Origin of the sequence: Streptomyces dengpaensis (assembly GCF_002946835.1) — a bacterium.
Classification (GTDB): Bacteria; Actinomycetota; Actinomycetes; order Streptomycetales; family Streptomycetaceae; genus Streptomyces; species Streptomyces dengpaensis.
In genome coordinates this window covers 7,535,457-7,551,203 of the sequence record NZ_CP026652.1, presented here as the reverse complement: position 1 = coordinate 7,551,203, position 15,747 = coordinate 7,535,457, and the positions used below count along the sequence as shown (strand labels likewise).

General features: G+C 72.0%; 12 protein-coding genes and 2 pseudogenes. 9 read left to right on the top strand and 5 right to left on the bottom strand.

All coding sequences use genetic code 11. The features are described 5' to 3' along the window. Positions 1–16 precede the first annotated feature (16 nt). The 3 genes from C4B68_RS35170 to mug all read left to right on the top strand — a co-directional run bounded on the left by C4B68_RS35170 (position 17) and on the right by mug (position 3,407). Entirely contained in the window at positions 17–1,249 is a 1,233-nt protein-coding gene (locus C4B68_RS35170) for a cytochrome P450 (RefSeq protein WP_099506398.1), read from the top strand. A 170-nt stretch (positions 1,250–1,419) separates the two neighbouring features. Then, positions 1,420–2,862, top strand: coding sequence for an adenylosuccinate lyase (purB, locus tag C4B68_RS35165; RefSeq protein WP_099506399.1), 1,443 nt, complete (start codon positions 1,420–1,422; stop codon positions 2,860–2,862). Positions 2,863–2,906: 44 nt separating this feature from the next. Then, positions 2,907–3,407: a G/U mismatch-specific DNA glycosylase gene (mug, locus tag C4B68_RS35160; protein ID WP_240634571.1), complete on the top strand. Its 501-nt coding sequence runs from the start codon at positions 2,907–2,909 to the stop codon at positions 3,405–3,407. A gap of 128 nt (positions 3,408–3,535) precedes the next feature. On the opposite strand, the gene C4B68_RS35155 is transcribed toward mug, so the two are convergent. Both C4B68_RS35155 and C4B68_RS35150 read right to left on the bottom strand, forming a co-directional pair. Next, on the bottom strand, positions 3,536–4,279 hold the full coding sequence (locus C4B68_RS35155) for an ABC transporter permease (protein ID WP_099506401.1): 744 nt from the start codon (positions 4,277–4,279) through the stop codon (positions 3,536–3,538). A 2-nt stretch (positions 4,280–4,281) separates the two neighbouring features. Continuing rightward, positions 4,282–5,217 carry an ABC transporter ATP-binding protein gene (locus C4B68_RS35150; protein ID WP_099506402.1) on the bottom strand — a complete coding sequence of 312 codons (936 nt, stop codon included), beginning with the start codon at positions 5,215–5,217 and terminating at the stop codon, positions 4,282–4,284. 107 nt (positions 5,218–5,324) lie between these two features. On the opposite strand from C4B68_RS35150, the gene C4B68_RS35145 reads away from it, so the two are divergent. From C4B68_RS35145 to C4B68_RS35135, 3 genes are all read left to right on the top strand, one after another. Continuing rightward, complete coding sequence (locus tag C4B68_RS35145; RefSeq protein ID WP_099506403.1) at positions 5,325–6,488, top strand: sensor histidine kinase; 1,164 nt, start codon at positions 5,325–5,327, stop codon at positions 6,486–6,488. A 14-nt stretch (positions 6,489–6,502) separates the two neighbouring features. Continuing rightward, a complete protein-coding gene (locus C4B68_RS35140) occupies positions 6,503–7,165 on the top strand; it encodes a response regulator transcription factor (protein ID WP_099506404.1) in 663 nt (220 codons plus the stop codon). A 97-nt stretch (positions 7,166–7,262) separates the two neighbouring features. Beyond that, positions 7,263–8,420 (top strand): ROK family transcriptional regulator, encoded by a 1,158-nt coding sequence (locus C4B68_RS35135; protein WP_099506405.1) that lies wholly within the window; start codon positions 7,263–7,265, stop codon positions 8,418–8,420. A 146-nt stretch (positions 8,421–8,566) separates the two neighbouring features. Here the strand turns inward: C4B68_RS35135 and C4B68_RS35130 are convergent, their stop codons facing one another. Both C4B68_RS35130 and C4B68_RS35125 read right to left on the bottom strand, forming a co-directional pair. Next, a complete protein-coding gene (locus tag C4B68_RS35130; protein WP_099506406.1) occupies positions 8,567–9,328 on the bottom strand; it encodes a GntR family transcriptional regulator in 762 nt (253 codons plus the stop codon). A 278-nt stretch (positions 9,329–9,606) separates the two neighbouring features. Then, a pseudogene (locus C4B68_RS35125) lies at positions 9,607–10,490 on the bottom strand (RNA polymerase sigma-70 factor). Positions 10,491–10,753: 263 nt separating this feature from the next. On the opposite strand from C4B68_RS35125, the gene C4B68_RS35120 reads away from it, so the two are divergent. The 3 genes and pseudogenes from C4B68_RS35120 to C4B68_RS35110 all read left to right on the top strand — a co-directional run bounded on the left by C4B68_RS35120 (position 10,754) and on the right by C4B68_RS35110 (position 14,476). Continuing rightward, entirely contained in the window at positions 10,754–11,584 is an 831-nt protein-coding gene (locus C4B68_RS35120) for an alpha/beta fold hydrolase (protein WP_099506407.1), read from the top strand. A 214-nt stretch (positions 11,585–11,798) separates the two neighbouring features. Further along, positions 11,799–12,107, top strand: a pseudogene (locus tag C4B68_RS35115) (MocR-like pyridoxine biosynthesis transcription factor PdxR); the annotation flags it as partial. A gap of 926 nt (positions 12,108–13,033) precedes the next feature. Beyond that, positions 13,034–14,476, top strand: a complete 1,443-nt coding sequence (locus C4B68_RS35110; protein ID WP_099506409.1) for a GNAT family N-acetyltransferase — start codon at positions 13,034–13,036, stop codon at positions 14,474–14,476. On the opposite strand, the gene C4B68_RS35105 is transcribed toward C4B68_RS35110, so the two are convergent. Next, positions 14,391–15,728: a trans-sulfuration enzyme family protein gene (locus tag C4B68_RS35105; protein ID WP_373682281.1), complete on the bottom strand. Its 1,338-nt coding sequence runs from the start codon at positions 15,726–15,728 to the stop codon at positions 14,391–14,393. The two genes, C4B68_RS35110 and C4B68_RS35105, sit on opposite strands and share 86 nt — an antisense overlap. Positions 15,729–15,747 lie beyond the last annotated feature (19 nt).

Genomic DNA, 15,747 nt, shown 5'->3' with positions numbered 1-15,747 from the left:
TCACGAGGACGCACTCATGACGCAAGCCATCCTGCGGCAGATCATCGACTACGCCCACCGCGCCAATCCGTACCCGCTGTACGAGGAGCTCCGCGAAACGCCGGTGTTCCACGCCCCGGACGGGCCGTACGTCGTCAGCAAGTACTACGACATCCTGAATCTCCTCCACGATCCGCGGATCAGCTCCGAAGCCCGCAATCTGAAGTCGGCGGCGGCCGACCCGCTCACCGACGCGGAGGGGGAGTCGGCCCTGCCGCCGAGCTTCCTGCGGCTGGACCCTCCCGAGCACGACCGGCTGCGGCGTATGACGAACCGGCCCTTCGGGCCGCCGCACACCCCGCGGCGCGTCTACGACATGCGCGGCGAGCTCGACGACATCGTCTCCGGGCTCATCGACGGTATCGGCTCGCCGGAACGGATCGATCTGGTCGACCAGTTCTCCTACCCCTTCCCCGTGACCGTGATCTGCCGGCTGCTGGGAGTGCCGCGCGAGGACGAGGCGCGGTTCCACACCTGGGCGGACACCATCGCCGCGGGCCTGGACCCCGACCCGGACACCGATCCCGCCGAGCGCGCCCAGGTCACGCAGAGCGCCCGTACGGAGCTGGGCATGTATCTGGCCGGGCTCATCGAGGAACGCCGCAAGAAGCCCGGCGACGACATGCTGTCGGAACTGGCCACCGCGCACGGCCCGGACGGTGCCATGACGACGATGGAACTCCTGAGCACCGCGTCACTCCTGTTGATCGCCGGTCATGAGACGACGGTCAACCTCATCACCAACGGCATGCTGACCCTGCTGCGGAACCCCGACATCCTCGAACGGCTGCGCAAGGACCCGAGCCTGTCCGTCCCCATCGTCGAGGAGCTGCTCCGCTTCGAGCCACCGGTGCAGCTGGTGCCGCAGCGCACCACAGTCGCCGACATCGAGGTCCGCGGCGTGACCATCCCCAAGGGCGCGTCACTGTGGCTGGTGCTGGCGGCGGGCAACCGCGACCCCGACCGCTTCGAGCATCCGGACCGTTTCGACCCCGACCGCGGGGACATCGAGCACCTGGGTTTCGGCAGCGGCATCCACAGCTGCTTCGGCGCCCCACTGGCCCGGCTGGAGGCGCAGCTCGCGCTGAGCGAGCTGGCCCGCAGGCTGGAGAGTCCCCGGCTGCTGGAGGACCCGCCGCCGTACCGGCAGAACGCGGTCCTGCGCGGCCCGCGCCATCTGCCGATCGCCTGCGACGGCATCCGTCCTTAGACCTCTCCCGCCGCGGGCGCGGGAGGGGTCGGAGGACGGCCGCGGCGCTCTGAGCCGTACGTCGGAGGATGACCGCGGCTCTCTGAGCCGTACGTCGGAGGGTGACCGCGGCTCTCTGAGCTGTACGGACGTTCCGGAGCCCTTCAGGACGCCGGGTAAACTCCGTACACGTGACTGCCGCGCCTGCAAAGCCCCGTATCCCCAATGTCCTCGCCGGACGCTACGCCTCCGCCGAGCTCGCCACGCTCTGGTCCCCCGAACAGAAGATCAGGCTGGAGCGTCAGCTCTGGCTCGCCGTGCTGCGGGCCCAGAAGGACCTCGGGATCGAGGTGCCGGACGCCGCCATCGCCGACTACGAGCGCGTCCTCGACCAGGTCGACCTCGCCTCGATCGCCGAGCGCGAGAAGGTCACGCGGCACGACGTGAAGGCGCGGATCGAGGAGTTCAACGACCTCGCCGGGCACGAGCACGTGCACAAGGGCATGACGTCCCGCGACCTCACCGAGAACGTCGAGCAGCTGCAGATCCGGCTCTCCCTGGAGCTGATGCGCGACCGCACGGTCGCCGTCCTGGCGCGCCTGGGCAAGCTCGCGGGCGAGTACGGCGAGCTGGTCATGGCCGGCCGCTCGCACAACGTGGCCGCGCAGGCCACCACCCTCGGCAAGCGCTTCGCGACCGCCGCCGACGAGCTGCTCGTCGCGTACGGCAGGATCGAGGAGCTGCTCGGCCGCTACCCGCTGCGCGGCATCAAGGGCCCGGTCGGCACGGCGCAGGACATGCTCGACCTGCTGGGCGGGGACGCGGCGAAGCTCGCGGAGCTGGAGCAGCGCATCGCCCAGCATCTGGGCTTCTCCCAGGCCTTCACCTCCGTCGGCCAGGTCTACCCGCGCTCGCTCGACTACGAGGTCGTCACCGCGCTGGTGCAGGTGGCGGCCGCCCCGTCCTCGATCGCCAAGACGATCCGGCTGATGGCCGGGCACGAGCTGGTCACCGAGGGCTTCAAGCCGGGCCAGGTCGGCTCGTCCGCGATGCCGCACAAGATGAACACCCGCTCCTGCGAGCGCGTCAACGGCCTGATGGTCATCCTGCGCGGCTACGCGTCGATGACCGGCGAGCTGGCGGGCGACCAGTGGAACGAGGGCGACGTGTCGTGCTCGGTGGTCCGCCGGGTCGCGCTGCCCGACGCGTTCTTCGCCCTTGACGGTCTGCTGGAGACGTTCCTCACCGTCCTCGACGAGTTCGGCGCCTTCCCGGCCGTCGTCGCGCGCGAGCTGGACCGCTATCTGCCGTTCCTGGCGACGACCAAGGTTCTGATGGGCGCGGTGCGCGCGGGTGTCGGCCGCGAGGTCGCGCACGAGGCCATCAAGGAGAACGCCGTCGCCTCCGCCCTCGCCATGCGGGAGCAGGGCGCCGAGCGCAACGAGCTCCTCGACAAGCTCGCCGCGGACGAGCGCATCCCGCTGGACCGGGCCCAGCTCGACGAGCTGATGGCCGACAAGCTGTCCTTCACGGGCGCCGCCGCCGACCAGGTCGCCGTCCTCGTGGGCCGCATCGAGGAGATCGCGAAGCAGCACCCGGAGGCCGCGGGCTACACGCCGGGGGCGATCCTCTGACGCGGTTCACTCCCGCGGACCTTGAGGCCGCCCGCGACCGGCTGGTGCCGGATGTCGTCGCGGACGGCCTCACCGTCCTTTTCTGTGGCATCAATCCGGGGCTGATGACGGCCGCGACGGGCCACCACTTCGCCCGCCCCGGCAACCGCTTCTGGCCGGTGCTGCACCTCTCCGGTTTCACGCCCCGGCTCATGAAGCCCGCGGAACAGGACGAGTTGCTCTCGTACGGGCTCGGCATCACGAATGTCGTGGCGCGCGCGACCGCCCGGGCCGACGAGCTCAGCGCCGAGGAGTACCGCGAGGGCGGACTCCTGCTGAGCGCCAAGGTGGAGCGACGGCGGCCGCGCTGGCTGGCGGTGGTCGGTGTGACCGCGTACCGCGCGGCGTTCGGCGACCGCAAGGCTCAAGTCGGCCCGCAGGAACGGACGATCGGGGCCAGCCGGGTGTGGGTACTGCCCAACCCAAGCGGGCTCAACGCGCATTGGACGGCGGCGACGATGGCCGAGGAGTACGCACGGTTACGGACGGCTGCCGCCGAGGGCTAGGGCCTGTCCGGTTGCGGGATCGAGGCGGAGCAGGACGAGGAAGGCCTCGTACTGCTCCGCCTCCGGCCACTCCCCAGGGTTTGCGCTCCGCGCTGACTCGTCGATGTCGCGGCGCATGGGTCCCGCCGTCAGGCGTCGCGGCGTCGCAGGCTCCAGGCGCCGGCCGTCAGGGCCGCCGCCGCCCAGGCCGCGGTGACGGCGAGCCCCGACCACGGCCCGAGGGTGCCGTCCCCCGTTTCGTGGAGAACCACCTGTCCCGCCTTGTCCGGCACGAAGTCGGCCACGGTGCCCGACGCTCCCCCGATGACGAAGGAGACGATCAGGAGGAACGGGATCAGGATGCTCAAGGTGGCGACTCCGCTGCGCAGGATGGCCGCGAGTCCCGCCGCGAGCAGCGCCATGAGCGTCAGATAGACGCCGCAGCCGACCACCCCGCGGAGCCCTTCGCCCCAGGACAGCCCGTCCGCCCTGGTCCCGAGGGCCGCCTTGCCCACGGCCAGGCTCACGCCTCCCGTGACCAGACCGACCACGAGGGCCGGCCCTCCGATGGCCACCGCTTTGGCCAGGAACCAGCGCACACGGTCGGGGACCGCGGCGAGCGAGACGCGCAGGGCACCGCCCTGGAACTCGGCCGAGACCGCCTGCGCGCCGAAGGTGATCGCCGCGATCTGCCCGAAGCTGACGCCGAAGAACGCCGAGAACAGCGGGTCGAAGACCTCACCCCCGGAGTCCCCGGAGTCCCCGGAGTCGTCGAGTCCGGCGAGCGCGGAGAAGGCCGCCGTGGCGAGGAGGACGGCGAGCAGGGCCCACACGAGGGACCGCAGCGTACGGATCTTGATCCACTCCGCGTGGAGTACGGGTGCGAACGTCATGGTCAGGCCTCCTGAGGCTGTGTCGGCGTCGGCGGGGCGGCGAACTCGGTCTCGGCCGCCGTCAGATCCAGGTAAGCCTGCTCCAACGTTCCCTCCTCCGCGGCGAGTTCGAGGATCTGCAGTCCCGCGGCCGACGTGAGGCGCCCGATGTCCTCCACGCGCGCGTCGAGGGCGGTCCACAGTCCGTCCTCGCCCTCCACTGCCTCGATACCGTGCCGCGCGAACAGATCGCCCAACGCACCACCGTTCGTGGTGCGCACCCGGACGCGGGGCTGCACGCGCGCGTGGATGAACTCCCGCATGGGCGTGTCGGCAAGGAGCCGCCCCCGGCCGAGGACGACGAGGTGGTCGGCGAAGGACGCGGTCTCGTTCATGAGGTGGCTGGAGACGAGGACGGTGCGGCCCTCACGGGCCAGCCGACGCATCAACTCCCGGATCCAGATGATCCCTTCGGGATCCAGTCCGTTCGACGGTTCGTCGAGCAGCACCACGGGCGGGTCGCCGAGGAGCGCGGCCGCGATGCCCAGGCGCTGACGCATGCCCAGGGAGTACGTCTTCACCCGGCGGCGGGCGACGGACGCGAGCCCGGCCTCCTCCAGCACCTCGTCCACGCGGCGTTCGGGGATGCGGTTGCTCGCGGCGAGTGCCCGCAGATGGTCGCGGGCGGTCCGTGATCCGTGCGCGGCCTGCGCGTCGAGCAGGGCGCCCACGTGGCGCAGCGGCTCGTGGAGGGTGGCGTAGGGGCGGCCGCCGACCGTGGCGGTACCGGACGAGGGCCGGTCCAGGCCCAGGACGAGCCGCATGGTGGTGGACTTTCCGGCGCCGTTGGGGCCGAGGAATCCGGTGACGCGGCCGGGGAGCACGCTGAAGGTGAGGTGGTCCACGGCCCTCTTGCCGCCGTACTCCTTGGTCAGGTCTTGGACGTCGATGCTGGTCATGGCCACAGCGTCGCCCTTGCTGAGCGGTCGTCACCTCCCCCGCCGGAGGAGATCGTCTCCCCCGCTCGGGGGAGGCCGTTGTCAGTGCCGGCTGGCACGATGACCCAATGGCCCGCTTTCTGCACCCGCTGGTCCGGGGGACGACGTACACACGCTGGCTGCACCTGTGGGTGCCCATGCTGTTCGTCAGCGTGTGGATGTTCATCGACATGTCGAAGCCGTGGGTGCCCGCGGTGCTGCTGATTCCGCTGGGGCTGATCCCGGCCGTGCGGCGGGGCGAGAGGGTGCAGGCGCGGTTCATGCTGGCGCCGGGTGAGCGGGGTGGCGAGGACCCGGCGTTCTCGATGACGCCTTCGGTCGGTTGGCGGGACCGGTGGCGGACTGTGCTCTGGCTGGAAGCGCGCCTCCTGTTGGGCTGGGTGACCTGTGGGCTCACCGTCTGGCTGCCCGTGATCGCCGTCGATCTCGGCAGAGCGGCCACGGGCTACCGGCCGGCCGATGATCCCGTGGTGGCGCTCCTGGACCCGCACTGGAGCTGCGCACTGCTCGTCCCTCTGCCCCTGCTGGCCCTGTACGGCGCGGTGGTCGGCCTCGGCGAGCTGGTCACGGGGCTCGCGCGCCGGCTCCTGGGCCCCTCCCCCGCTGAGCGGCTCGCCGCCCTGGAGGAGCGCACCGAGCAACTTCTGGAGCGCAACCGCATCGCCCGCGAGCTGCACGACTCCATCGGCCACGCGCTGACGGTCGCGGTGGTGCAGGCGGGTGCGGCACGGGCGGCCGGGGACCCCGCGTTCACCGAGCGGGCTCTGGGCGCCATCGAGGACACGGGCCGGGCCGCTCTGGAGGACCTGGAGCGGGTGCTGGGCGTGTTGCGCGAGGCTGAGCGCCCCGTGAGCAGCCGCCCGACACTGACCGAGTCCGACCGGCTCCTGGAGTCGGCGCGGTCCTCCGGGGCCAAGGTCGACGCCGAGGTGGCGGGCCCGCTGGAGACCGTGCCGGGCCCGGTGTCCCGGGAGGGCTACCGCATCCTTCAGGAGTCGCTCACCAACGTGCTGCGGCATGCGGGCAGCGTCCCCGTGCGGGTCCGTATCGAGGTCCGGGACGGGGCGCTCGGCCTGGAGGTGCGCAATCCGCTGCCCGCGGACATACCGGGGCCCGGCCGGGGCAGCGGTCTGCGCGGTATACGGGAGCGGGCCGCGCTGCTCGGCGGCCGGGCGCGGACGGGACCGGACGAGGGTGACTGGCAGGTGCATGTAGAGCTGCCGGTGCGCTGATCTAGGCTGGCCGGATGCCGGTCACCGTTCTCCTCGTCGACGACGAACCTCTCGTCCGCGCGGGGCTGCGCGCCGTCCTGGAGGCACAGCCGGACATCGAGGTCGTCGGGGAGGCGGCGGACGGTGCCGCGGTGATCCCGCTGGTGCGGCAGTTGCGGCCCGACGTGGTCGCCATGGACGTCCGCATGCCCCTCCTGGACGGCATCGAGGCCACGCGCGCGGTGCTGCGCACCGTGAGTGATCCGCCGAAGATCCTCGTGGTGACGACGTTCGAGAACGACGAGTACGTCTACGAGGCGCTGCGCGCGGGCGCCGACGGGTTTCTGCTGAAGCGGGCGCGGCCCGCCGAGATCGTGCACGCGGTGCGGCTGATCGCCGAGGGAGAGTCGCTGCTGTTTCCGGCCTCCGTACGGCAGTTGGCGGCCGAGTACGGGGACGGTGGCGGGAATCCGGCGGCGCGCGCGGCCATGGAGCGGGCCGCGCTGACCGAGCGGGAGGCGGAGGTGCTGCGGCTGATGGCCCGGGGGCTGTCGAACGCGGAGATCGCCGTGCGGCTGATCGTCGGGACGGAGACGGTGAAGTCGCACGTCAGCGCCATCCTGGCGAAGCTGGGGGCCCGGGATCGTACGCAGGCGGTCATCGCGGCATACGAGTCGGGGTTCGTGGAGCCCGGTTGATTCCGACCCGTCGGTAACAAAGGGGGTCCCCGGCTATCGCCGGGGGCCGCCCCGCCGAGTAGCATCCGGCCAACACGCGCACGAGCTGGGAGGGACGTTGGGGCGGTTGACCGGCGGGGACCCCTCTCTGCTGCGAAGGATCAATTCCGCGGTGGTGCTGCACGCGCTGCGTGCCACGGACTGCGCGACCCTCACCGAGATCACCAGGGTGACGGGACTGTCCCGGCCCACGGTCGAGGGCGTCGTCGAGGGGCTGATCGAGAACGGGCTCGTCATCGAGCAGGCGGCCGAGGAGGGTGCCGCCCGGCGCCAGGGGCGTCCGGCGCGCCGGTTCCGTTTCCGGGCGGAGGCAGGTCATCTGCTGGGCCTGGAGATCGGCCCGCACCGTGTCGCCGCGCAGCTCGCCGATCTGGACGGCCGCGTGATGGGTTCCATGGCCAAGGACGTGGACGAGACCGCGTCGGCGGACGAGCGGCTGGAACGGCTGCGTGTGGCGGTCGCCGAGCTGCTGCGCCGGGCGGGGACAGCCCGCAGCTCCCTGCGGGCGGTCGGCGTGGGCAGCCCCGGGATAGTGGAGGCGGACGGCACCGTACGCCTGGGCACGGCGCTGCCCGAGTGGACGGGGCTGCGGCTGGGCGAGCGGCTGAGCCGTTCCTTCAAGTGCCCCGTGCTGGTCGAGAACGACGCCAACGCGGCGGCGGTCGCCGAGCACTGGAAAGGCGCGGCCACCGAGTCCGACGACGTGGTGTTCGTGCTGGCGGGGCTGAGCCCGGGCGCCGGTTCGCTGATCGGCGGGCGGCTGCACCGGGGGTACGGGGGCGCGGCCGGGGAGATCGGCGCGCTGCATCTGCTGGGCCGCGAGGCCACCCCGGAGGCGCTGCTCTCCACCACGGACGAGCCGTTGCACCCGCTCGACGAGCAGGCGGTCGCCGAGGTCTTCGCGCTCGCCAGGGGGGGCGACCAGCGGGCCCGTGCGGCGGTCGACCGCTTCATCCAGCGCCTCGTGCACGACGTCGCGGCGCTCGTCCTCGCCCTCGACCCCGAACTGGTCGTGATCGGCGGCTGGGCGGCCGGCCTGGACGGTGTACTGGAGCCGCTGCGGCGCGAGTTGGCGCGCTACTGTCTGCGGCCGCCGAAAGTGACCCTCTCGATGCTGGGCGAGGCCGCGGTGGCGACGGGAGCGCTGCGGCTGGCTCTCGATCATGTGGAGGAGCAGCTGTTCGCGGTGGAGGGGACCGTGACGGCGCGCCGCTGACCCGGCACGCCACGCAACGACGGCGCGCCCCGGAGCACTCCGGGGCGCGGCGGGTATGGCGGTCGCGAAGGTTGCCGCTCGACGGGCGCGGGTGCCGCTCGGCGGGCGCGGCTCAGCAGGCGGTCCGGCAGGCGGCCTGGCACGGTTCAGGAAGCGCGGCGCTCCGGATCGTGGTGGATCTCCACGCCGCCGGAGTCGCCGAAGGTCAGCCGGCAGGTGTCGGCGCGGTACGTGGCGACGGAGACCGCCGCGGTGCGTCCCTCGGCGAAGAAGCGGGTGGTGACGACGAGGACGGGCGCTCCGGGAAGCCGGTCGAGTTCCTTGGCGTCGTCCGCGCGGGCCGAGCCGAGCTCCACGGCGCGGTGCTGGCCCTCCAGCTCCAGGCGCTGCAGTTCGCGCAGCACGGCACGCGCGCGTGCCGCACCCGAGGGCGCGTCGATCGCGGACAGGTCGGGCACCGAGGACGCGGGGATATACAGCAGCTCGGCGGCAACCGGCTGGCCGTGCGTCACACGGGAGCGGCGCACGGTGTGCGCCTGCTCGCCGTGCACCGTCCCCAGGATGTCGGCCACCGAGGTGGGCGGGACCGCCACCGTGCAGTCCGTGGGCTGCCAGGCGTCGCCGGCCGCACCCGGCCACACGTCCTGCTCGGACCCGACCGCCACGCCCACACGCGGCGGGGCGACCGTCGTGCCCACTCCGCGGCGCCGCTGCAGCCGCCCCTCCAGCTCGAGCTGCTCGAGAGCCTGGCGCAGCGTGGCACGGGCGACGCCGAACCGGGCCGCCAGATCGCGCTCGTTGGGCAGGATCTCGCCCACGGAGAACTCGGAGTCCAGTGCCTCGCTGAGCACGGTCTTGAGGTGCCAGTACTTAGGTTCCGGCACCGATTCCAGCTGCGTGGTCCCCACCCTGTCCTCCGCAATCGCCGTGGCCGAGCGGCGTTTTAGCGCCTTGTTTATTAAAGGTTCTTGCACTATCTCTGTGACCATAGGACTGCCCCCACCCTTGGTCAAGACCAATCCTCGATCCCCTACGGATTGCACCGGTACGGTGCCGCAGAGCGTTCACGCGGCGTTCGTGCTGGGCGATGTCCGTGACACAGCGCCGAAAGCCCCCGTCCAGAAGACGGGGGTTTCGGTGTCGTACGGGAGCGGTGCGGCGGATCGAACCGTGCGGGCCGCTGCTGCTAATCGGCGGCCAGGGACACCAGCTTCTCGGGGTTGCGCACGATGTAGACGCACTGGATACGGCCGTCGACGACGCCCAGTTGAACCACGCTGTCGGGCTTGCCGCCGGACAGGAACAGGAGCGCGGGGCCGCCGTTGAGCTCCAGGAAGCGGAACGACGCGTCCGGGACGCTCTTCTGCGCGGTACCGCGCACGAAGCGCGCCACCTTGTCGGCGGACTCGATGACCCGCAGGGGGCCCGGGACAGTCCACCGCTGTCGCCCACCAGGCGGACGTCCGGGGCGAGCAGGGCCATGAGCCCCTCCAGGTCGCCGTCCGCCGCCGCGGCGAGGAACCGCTCGGTCAGATCACGGCGCTGGACCGGGTCCACCTCGTAGCGCGGCCGCCGTTCGTCGACGTGCTTGCGCGCCCGCCCGGCGAGTTGGCGCACCGCGGGCTCGCCGCGGTCGAGGACGGCGGCGATCTCCGCGTACGGGTAGCCGAACGCCTCTCGGAGGACGAACACCGCCCGCTCCAGGGGCGACAGGGACTCCAGGACCACGAGGACGGCGAACGAGACGGAGTCGGCGAGCACGGCCCGCTCCGCCGTGTCGGGAGTGGTGTCCCCGAAGTCGGTGACGTACGGCTCCGGGAGCCACGGTCCCACGTACGCCTCATTGCGCGACTGCACCTGGCGCAGCCTGTCGATGGCGAGGCGGGTGGTGATGCGGACCAGGTAGCCGCGCGGTTCGCGCACCTCGGTCCGGTCGGCGCCGGACCAGCGCAGCCACGCTTCCTGGACCACGTCCTCCGCGTCGGCCACCCGCCCGAGCATGCGGTAGGCGACGCCCATGAGGACGGGACGGTGCTCTTCGAAGACATCGGTCGCGGTGTCGATTGCCACCGTTCCATCCCACCCGAGAGGTCTTGCCGTGTCCAGGCGGCGAGCTGGTGAGCTCGGTCATGAGGGGTTCAACGTCGAAGTGCGCAGGGCTCGTTGAGGGACGCAGGCACGGCAGGGACGCGGGCTTGAGCTCGTCGTGTGGCCGTGGTTCGCGGCGACCGGGGGCTACCCGTCGGTAGCGGTTGCTGACAAGCTGTCTACAAAACTGTCCGCCAGCATGTCCGGATACTGTCTGCCGGCATGTCCCAGACGAGGAGCAGCCCATGTCCGCCACGGTCTCCTTCAGCCTCCCCTCTCCGCGTGGCCCGAGGACCGTGACCCTGTCCTACGCGCGCGTGGGCACCGGTGAACCGCTGCTCCTGCTGCACGGCATCGGCCACCACCGGCAGGCCTGGGACCCGGTCATCCACATCCTGGCGGCCGAGCGCGACGTCATAGCCGTCGACCTCCCCGGGTTCGGCGAGTCACCGGCGCTGCCCGAAGGGCTCACGCCCGATCTGCCGACGGTGGTGCCCGCGCTCGGCGCGCTGTGCGAGGCGCTGGAGATCGAGCGGCCGCACGTGGCGGGCAACTCCCTGGGCGGGCTGCTGGCCCTGGAGCTCGGTCGCGAGAAGCTCGTACGGTCCGTCACGGCGCTGTCGCCCGCCGGTTTCTGGTCACCGGTCGAACGGCGGTACGCCTTCGGGGTGCTGATCGCCATGCGGCAGGCGGCGCGGCGCCTGCCGCTCCCGGTGGTCGAGCGGCTCTCGCGCACGGCGGCCGGGCGGACGGTGCTGACGAGCACCATCTACGCCCGTCCGGGCCGCCGTTCACCCGAGGCCGTCGTCACCGAGACCCTCGCGCTGGCCAACGCCGAGGGATTCACCGAGACCCTCCGGGCGGGCACCGCCGTCCAGTTCACGGACGACGTCCCCGGACTTCCCGTCACGGTGGCCTGGGGTACCCGCGACCGGCTGCTGGTGCGCCGCCAGGGGATCCGCGCCAAGCACATCATTCCCCGGGCGAGGCTGGTGCGGCTGCCCGGCTGCGGGCACGTCCCGATGAACGACGATCCGGCGCTCGTGGCCCGCGTCATCCTCGACGGCAGCCGCTGAGCGGCGCCGTACGAGACCCAACGCACCGGACCCGAGGGCGACTCCCGCGCCGACCAGGGCGCTCCCCACGGCCTGCGCGGCGCCGTACGCACCCGTGCCGACGAGTGGCGCGGTGCAGGCGGCGGCTACGGGGATGAGGCCGGAGAAGAGCGTGGCGCGCTCGGCGCCGATGCGCTGCATGCCCATGTACCAGCACACGAAGCCGACGACCGTGAGGGAGCGGCGCGACGCCCTCGTGTCCGCCCTGGAGGAGCACTTTCCCGGCACAGAGGTGTCCGGAATCGCGGCGGGTCTGCATGTCATCGCCGCGCTGCCCGGCCGGTACGGTCCTCGGGACCGGTTCCTGGAGCGAGCCGCCGCGGCCCGGGTGGCGGTGCGTGCGCTGGCGCACTACCGGGAGGCGGTTGAGGAGGGCGGTGGCGCGGCCGAGGACGGCGTACGGCTGGTGCTGGGGTACGCGCACCTGTCGCCCGCGCGGATCCACGAGGGCGTACGGCTGATGGGGGACGCCGTTCGCGGCTGAGCCGCCCGCCGGGCCGCCCAGCCGGAGTCGCACACCAATTCCCTTGCCGTTGGGGACAGTTGTTCATCTGCGGCGCCGCGGCGGAGTGCGCTTCCTGTGGTCGCGCGACCTGGCCGGGCAGGGCTGGGGCATCAACCGTTCCTAGCGATGTTGGCCCGTGTTGGCCACTTCACCGTGAACCGGATCGGTGATCCGGTGGCCCTCCGCACGGTCTTGAGGGCCGGGGAACAGCTGAGCTGGTCACCTCGGCACAGTCGAGTCCTGCCGCCTCCGTTTGGCGTGCTCGCTGTCCTGGGTGGGCTCGCGGTCCCGTGTGGCCTGGGCACGGGCACGGTCTGGCCGGTAGCTCTCCGCGTCCCGATCCTCCGGTCGGGGGCGGTCACACCTGGCCGACGCCGTGCCTGGCAGCCCAGGCCACGCCTGCCGATAGCCACGGCGGCACCGTGATACCGCGTGGCGGACGTCTTCGACTGGGTCTGCAGCGGAGCGAAATCCCGGGAACCGGCCCCGTTCACCCTGACGGGGGGAGACCCTGACCAACCACGGCAGCCGGAGCGTGTTGGGCAGTAGAGCGAGACCCGGCGACGAGGGTCGCCCGCCGATTCACGTACCCTCAAACCGTTGGGCCGCGCACCGGAGTCATCCCCCAGTGCGCGGCCCTCTTCTGCTTTTTGACGTTGCCTCAGGTGTTTGTCGCGGGCTGCCGCTCCCCCATACTGCCGGGCTGCCGCTCCCCCATACTGCCGGGCGGCGCGGCTCCGCCGGCGCGCGCGGGACACGCACCGCCCTGACCAGGAGGCTTCACGAACCCGTCCGGCCTATGCAAAAGGACCGTAAAAAGAATTACAAAACGGGCAGAAGGATACTTAACCGATCAGTCACAAAACGTTCGTGATCACGCAACACCCTTCCTCCACAGTGGTTGCATGAGTCGAGACTTGTCTGATGTTTCACGTAAGCGGCACGGCCGCCCCGTCCACCACTGGCGGCGGGACGTCGTCGAACTCGCGGCACTGTTCACAGCCGTCGCGGTCGCGGACGCCGTCGCCAACCTGATCGGGCACGGACCGGACGGGCCCGCCCTGCTGGTGATCTCGGCGGTGATCCTGATCGCCACGGCCGGCTTCCACACATGGTGGGCACGACACCACGGTCACGCGCCGCCGACAAGCGATACCGGCGCCCCGCCCTTCGCCGACGAGCGACGGGCCGGTCCGGCCGGGGAACCGGCCGCGACGCCGGAGGCCGACGCCGGGGAGACCGCGCTCTGGCGGATGCGGACCACGGTCAAGGACAGGCCGGGTTCGCTGGCCGCGCTGTGCACGGCGCTGGCGCGGCGGCAGGTCGACATCCTGAGCCTGCAGACGCACCCGCTCGCCCAGGGCACGGTGGACGAGTTCCTGCTGCGCGCCCCCACGGAGCTGGCCGCGTCCGAGATCACCCGCGCCGTCTCTCAGGCGGGCGGCGCCAGGACCTGGATCGAGCGGGCCGACGCCCACGACCTGGTGGACGCGCCGACGCGCGTGCTGGGCCTGGCCACCCGTACCGCCCTGGACGCCGCCGAACTGCCACTCGCGCTGAGGCAGTTGCTCGGCCGCTGCACCATCCGCTCGCTGCCCGCCAAGTCCCCCGGTTCCGGCCGGGCCGAGGAGGCGACTCCCGTGGAGGGGGCGCTCGAGGACACGGTGATGCGGCTGCGGGCGCCGGAGGGTGGGGTGATCACGGTGGAGCGGCCGTATCTGCCGTTCACGCCGACCGAGTTCGCGCGGGCGCGGGCCCTGGTGGAGCTGGACGCGCGGCTCGGTCCGCGGATTCCGGGCAGCCAGGACATGCTGACCCTTCCCGAGGGCAATCCCATCACCGTGCGGCGTGCCGACATCTCCGACGTCGAGGCCGCCAAGGCCATGCACGAGCGCTGCTCGACCCGCACGCTGAGCATGCGCTACCACGGCCCGGTGGGCGACGTGGACCGCTACCTCAACCACCTGCTCAGCCCCCGCTTCGGTCGCACCCTCGCCGTGCAGACGGCATCCGGGCGCATCGTCGGGCTCGGTCACCTCCTCTGGGACGGCGACGAGACGGAGATCGCGCTTCTCGTCGAGGACGACTGGCAGCGCCGCGGGATCGGCAGCGAACTGCTCGGCCGCCTCGTGACGATGGCCGTCGAGGCCGGCTGCGAGAGCGTGTACGCCGTCACGCAGTCCTCCAACACCGGCATGGTCGCCGCCATGCGCGGCCTCGGCCTCCCCCTCGACTACCAGATCGAGGAGGGCACCCTGGTCATCACCGCCCGCCTGGACGCGACTCCGGTGACGTCCCGGCTGCCGTACGGCGAGGGGCCGCGGGCGCAGCGGGCTGTGCGGGAGTAGTCCGGATCCGGTCCTGGGCCGGGGGCGGGGCCGTTCGGCGGCGCGCCTTCGGGTCTCCCAACGCCGCCGCCAGGTCGGCCCACAGGTCGTCCACGTCCTCCAGGCCAACCGACAGGCGGAGAAGCCGGTCGCTGACGCCCGCCTCCTGGCGGTCCGGCGCGGGCACGATGCGGTGGCTGATCGAGGCCGGGTGCTGGATGAGGGTGTCGACGCTGCCGAGGCTGACGGCCGGGGTGATCAGGCGGACTCCGGCGATGACGTCGTGCGGGTCGCCGTGGACCTCGAAGGCGATCATGGCGCCGCCGATGCGCGGGTAGTGGACGCGGGCGACACGCGGGTCGGCGGCGAGGCGGCGGGCCAGTTCCGCGGCGTTCGCGGACGCGGCCCGGACCCGTACGGGCAACGTCGACAGGCCCCGCAGCAGCAGATATCCGGCCAGCGGATGCAGAACTCCCCCTGTGGCGAACCGCACTTGGCGCAGCCGCCGGGCGAACTCCTCGTCGCAGGCCACCACTCCGGCCATCACATCACCGTGCCCGCCCAGGTATTTGGTCGCACTGTGCAGGATCAGGCGCGCTCCCTGTTCGGCGGGGCGTTGCAGCACGGGTGTGGCGAAGGTGTTGTCGGCGAGGAGCGGAACGGAACCGCAGGCGTGCGCGACGCCCCGCAGGTCGAGTTCGGCGAGCGTCGGGTTGGCCGGGGACTCCACCATCACCAGGCCGGTGTCGGGGCGGAGGGCGTCCGCAATGCCGGCCGGGTCGACCCAGGTCACCTCGGAGCCGAGCAGCCCGGCCGTGAGGAGGTGGTCGCTGCAGCCGTACAGGGGGCGTACGGCGACGACATGGCGCAGGCCCATCGCGTTCCGTACGAGCAGTACGGCACTCAGCGCGGCCATGCCGCTCGCGAACGCGACCGCGCTCTCGGTGCCTTCGAGGCGGGCAAGGGCGGTCTCGAAGCGGGCGACGGTCGGATTGCCGAGCCGGGCGTAGACGGGCGGGCCCTCCGGTTCGGCGCCGTCGGCCGCGAACGCGTCGATCCGGGCGGCCTCACCGCGGCTGTCGTACGAGGGATAAGTCGTGGACAGGTCGATCGGCGCCGCGTGCAGCCCCTGTCCGGCGAGATCCTCCCGGCCGGCGTGCACGGCCTCGGTCGCGAGCGCCCGGGCCGCGGGCGCGACCGGAGCTCGGCCGGTTCCGTTCAGGTTGTCCTGAAGGTCGCGTGCGTCGTGTGCGTCGTACACAGCGGATTCCATGGCGAGAAGCCTGAACATC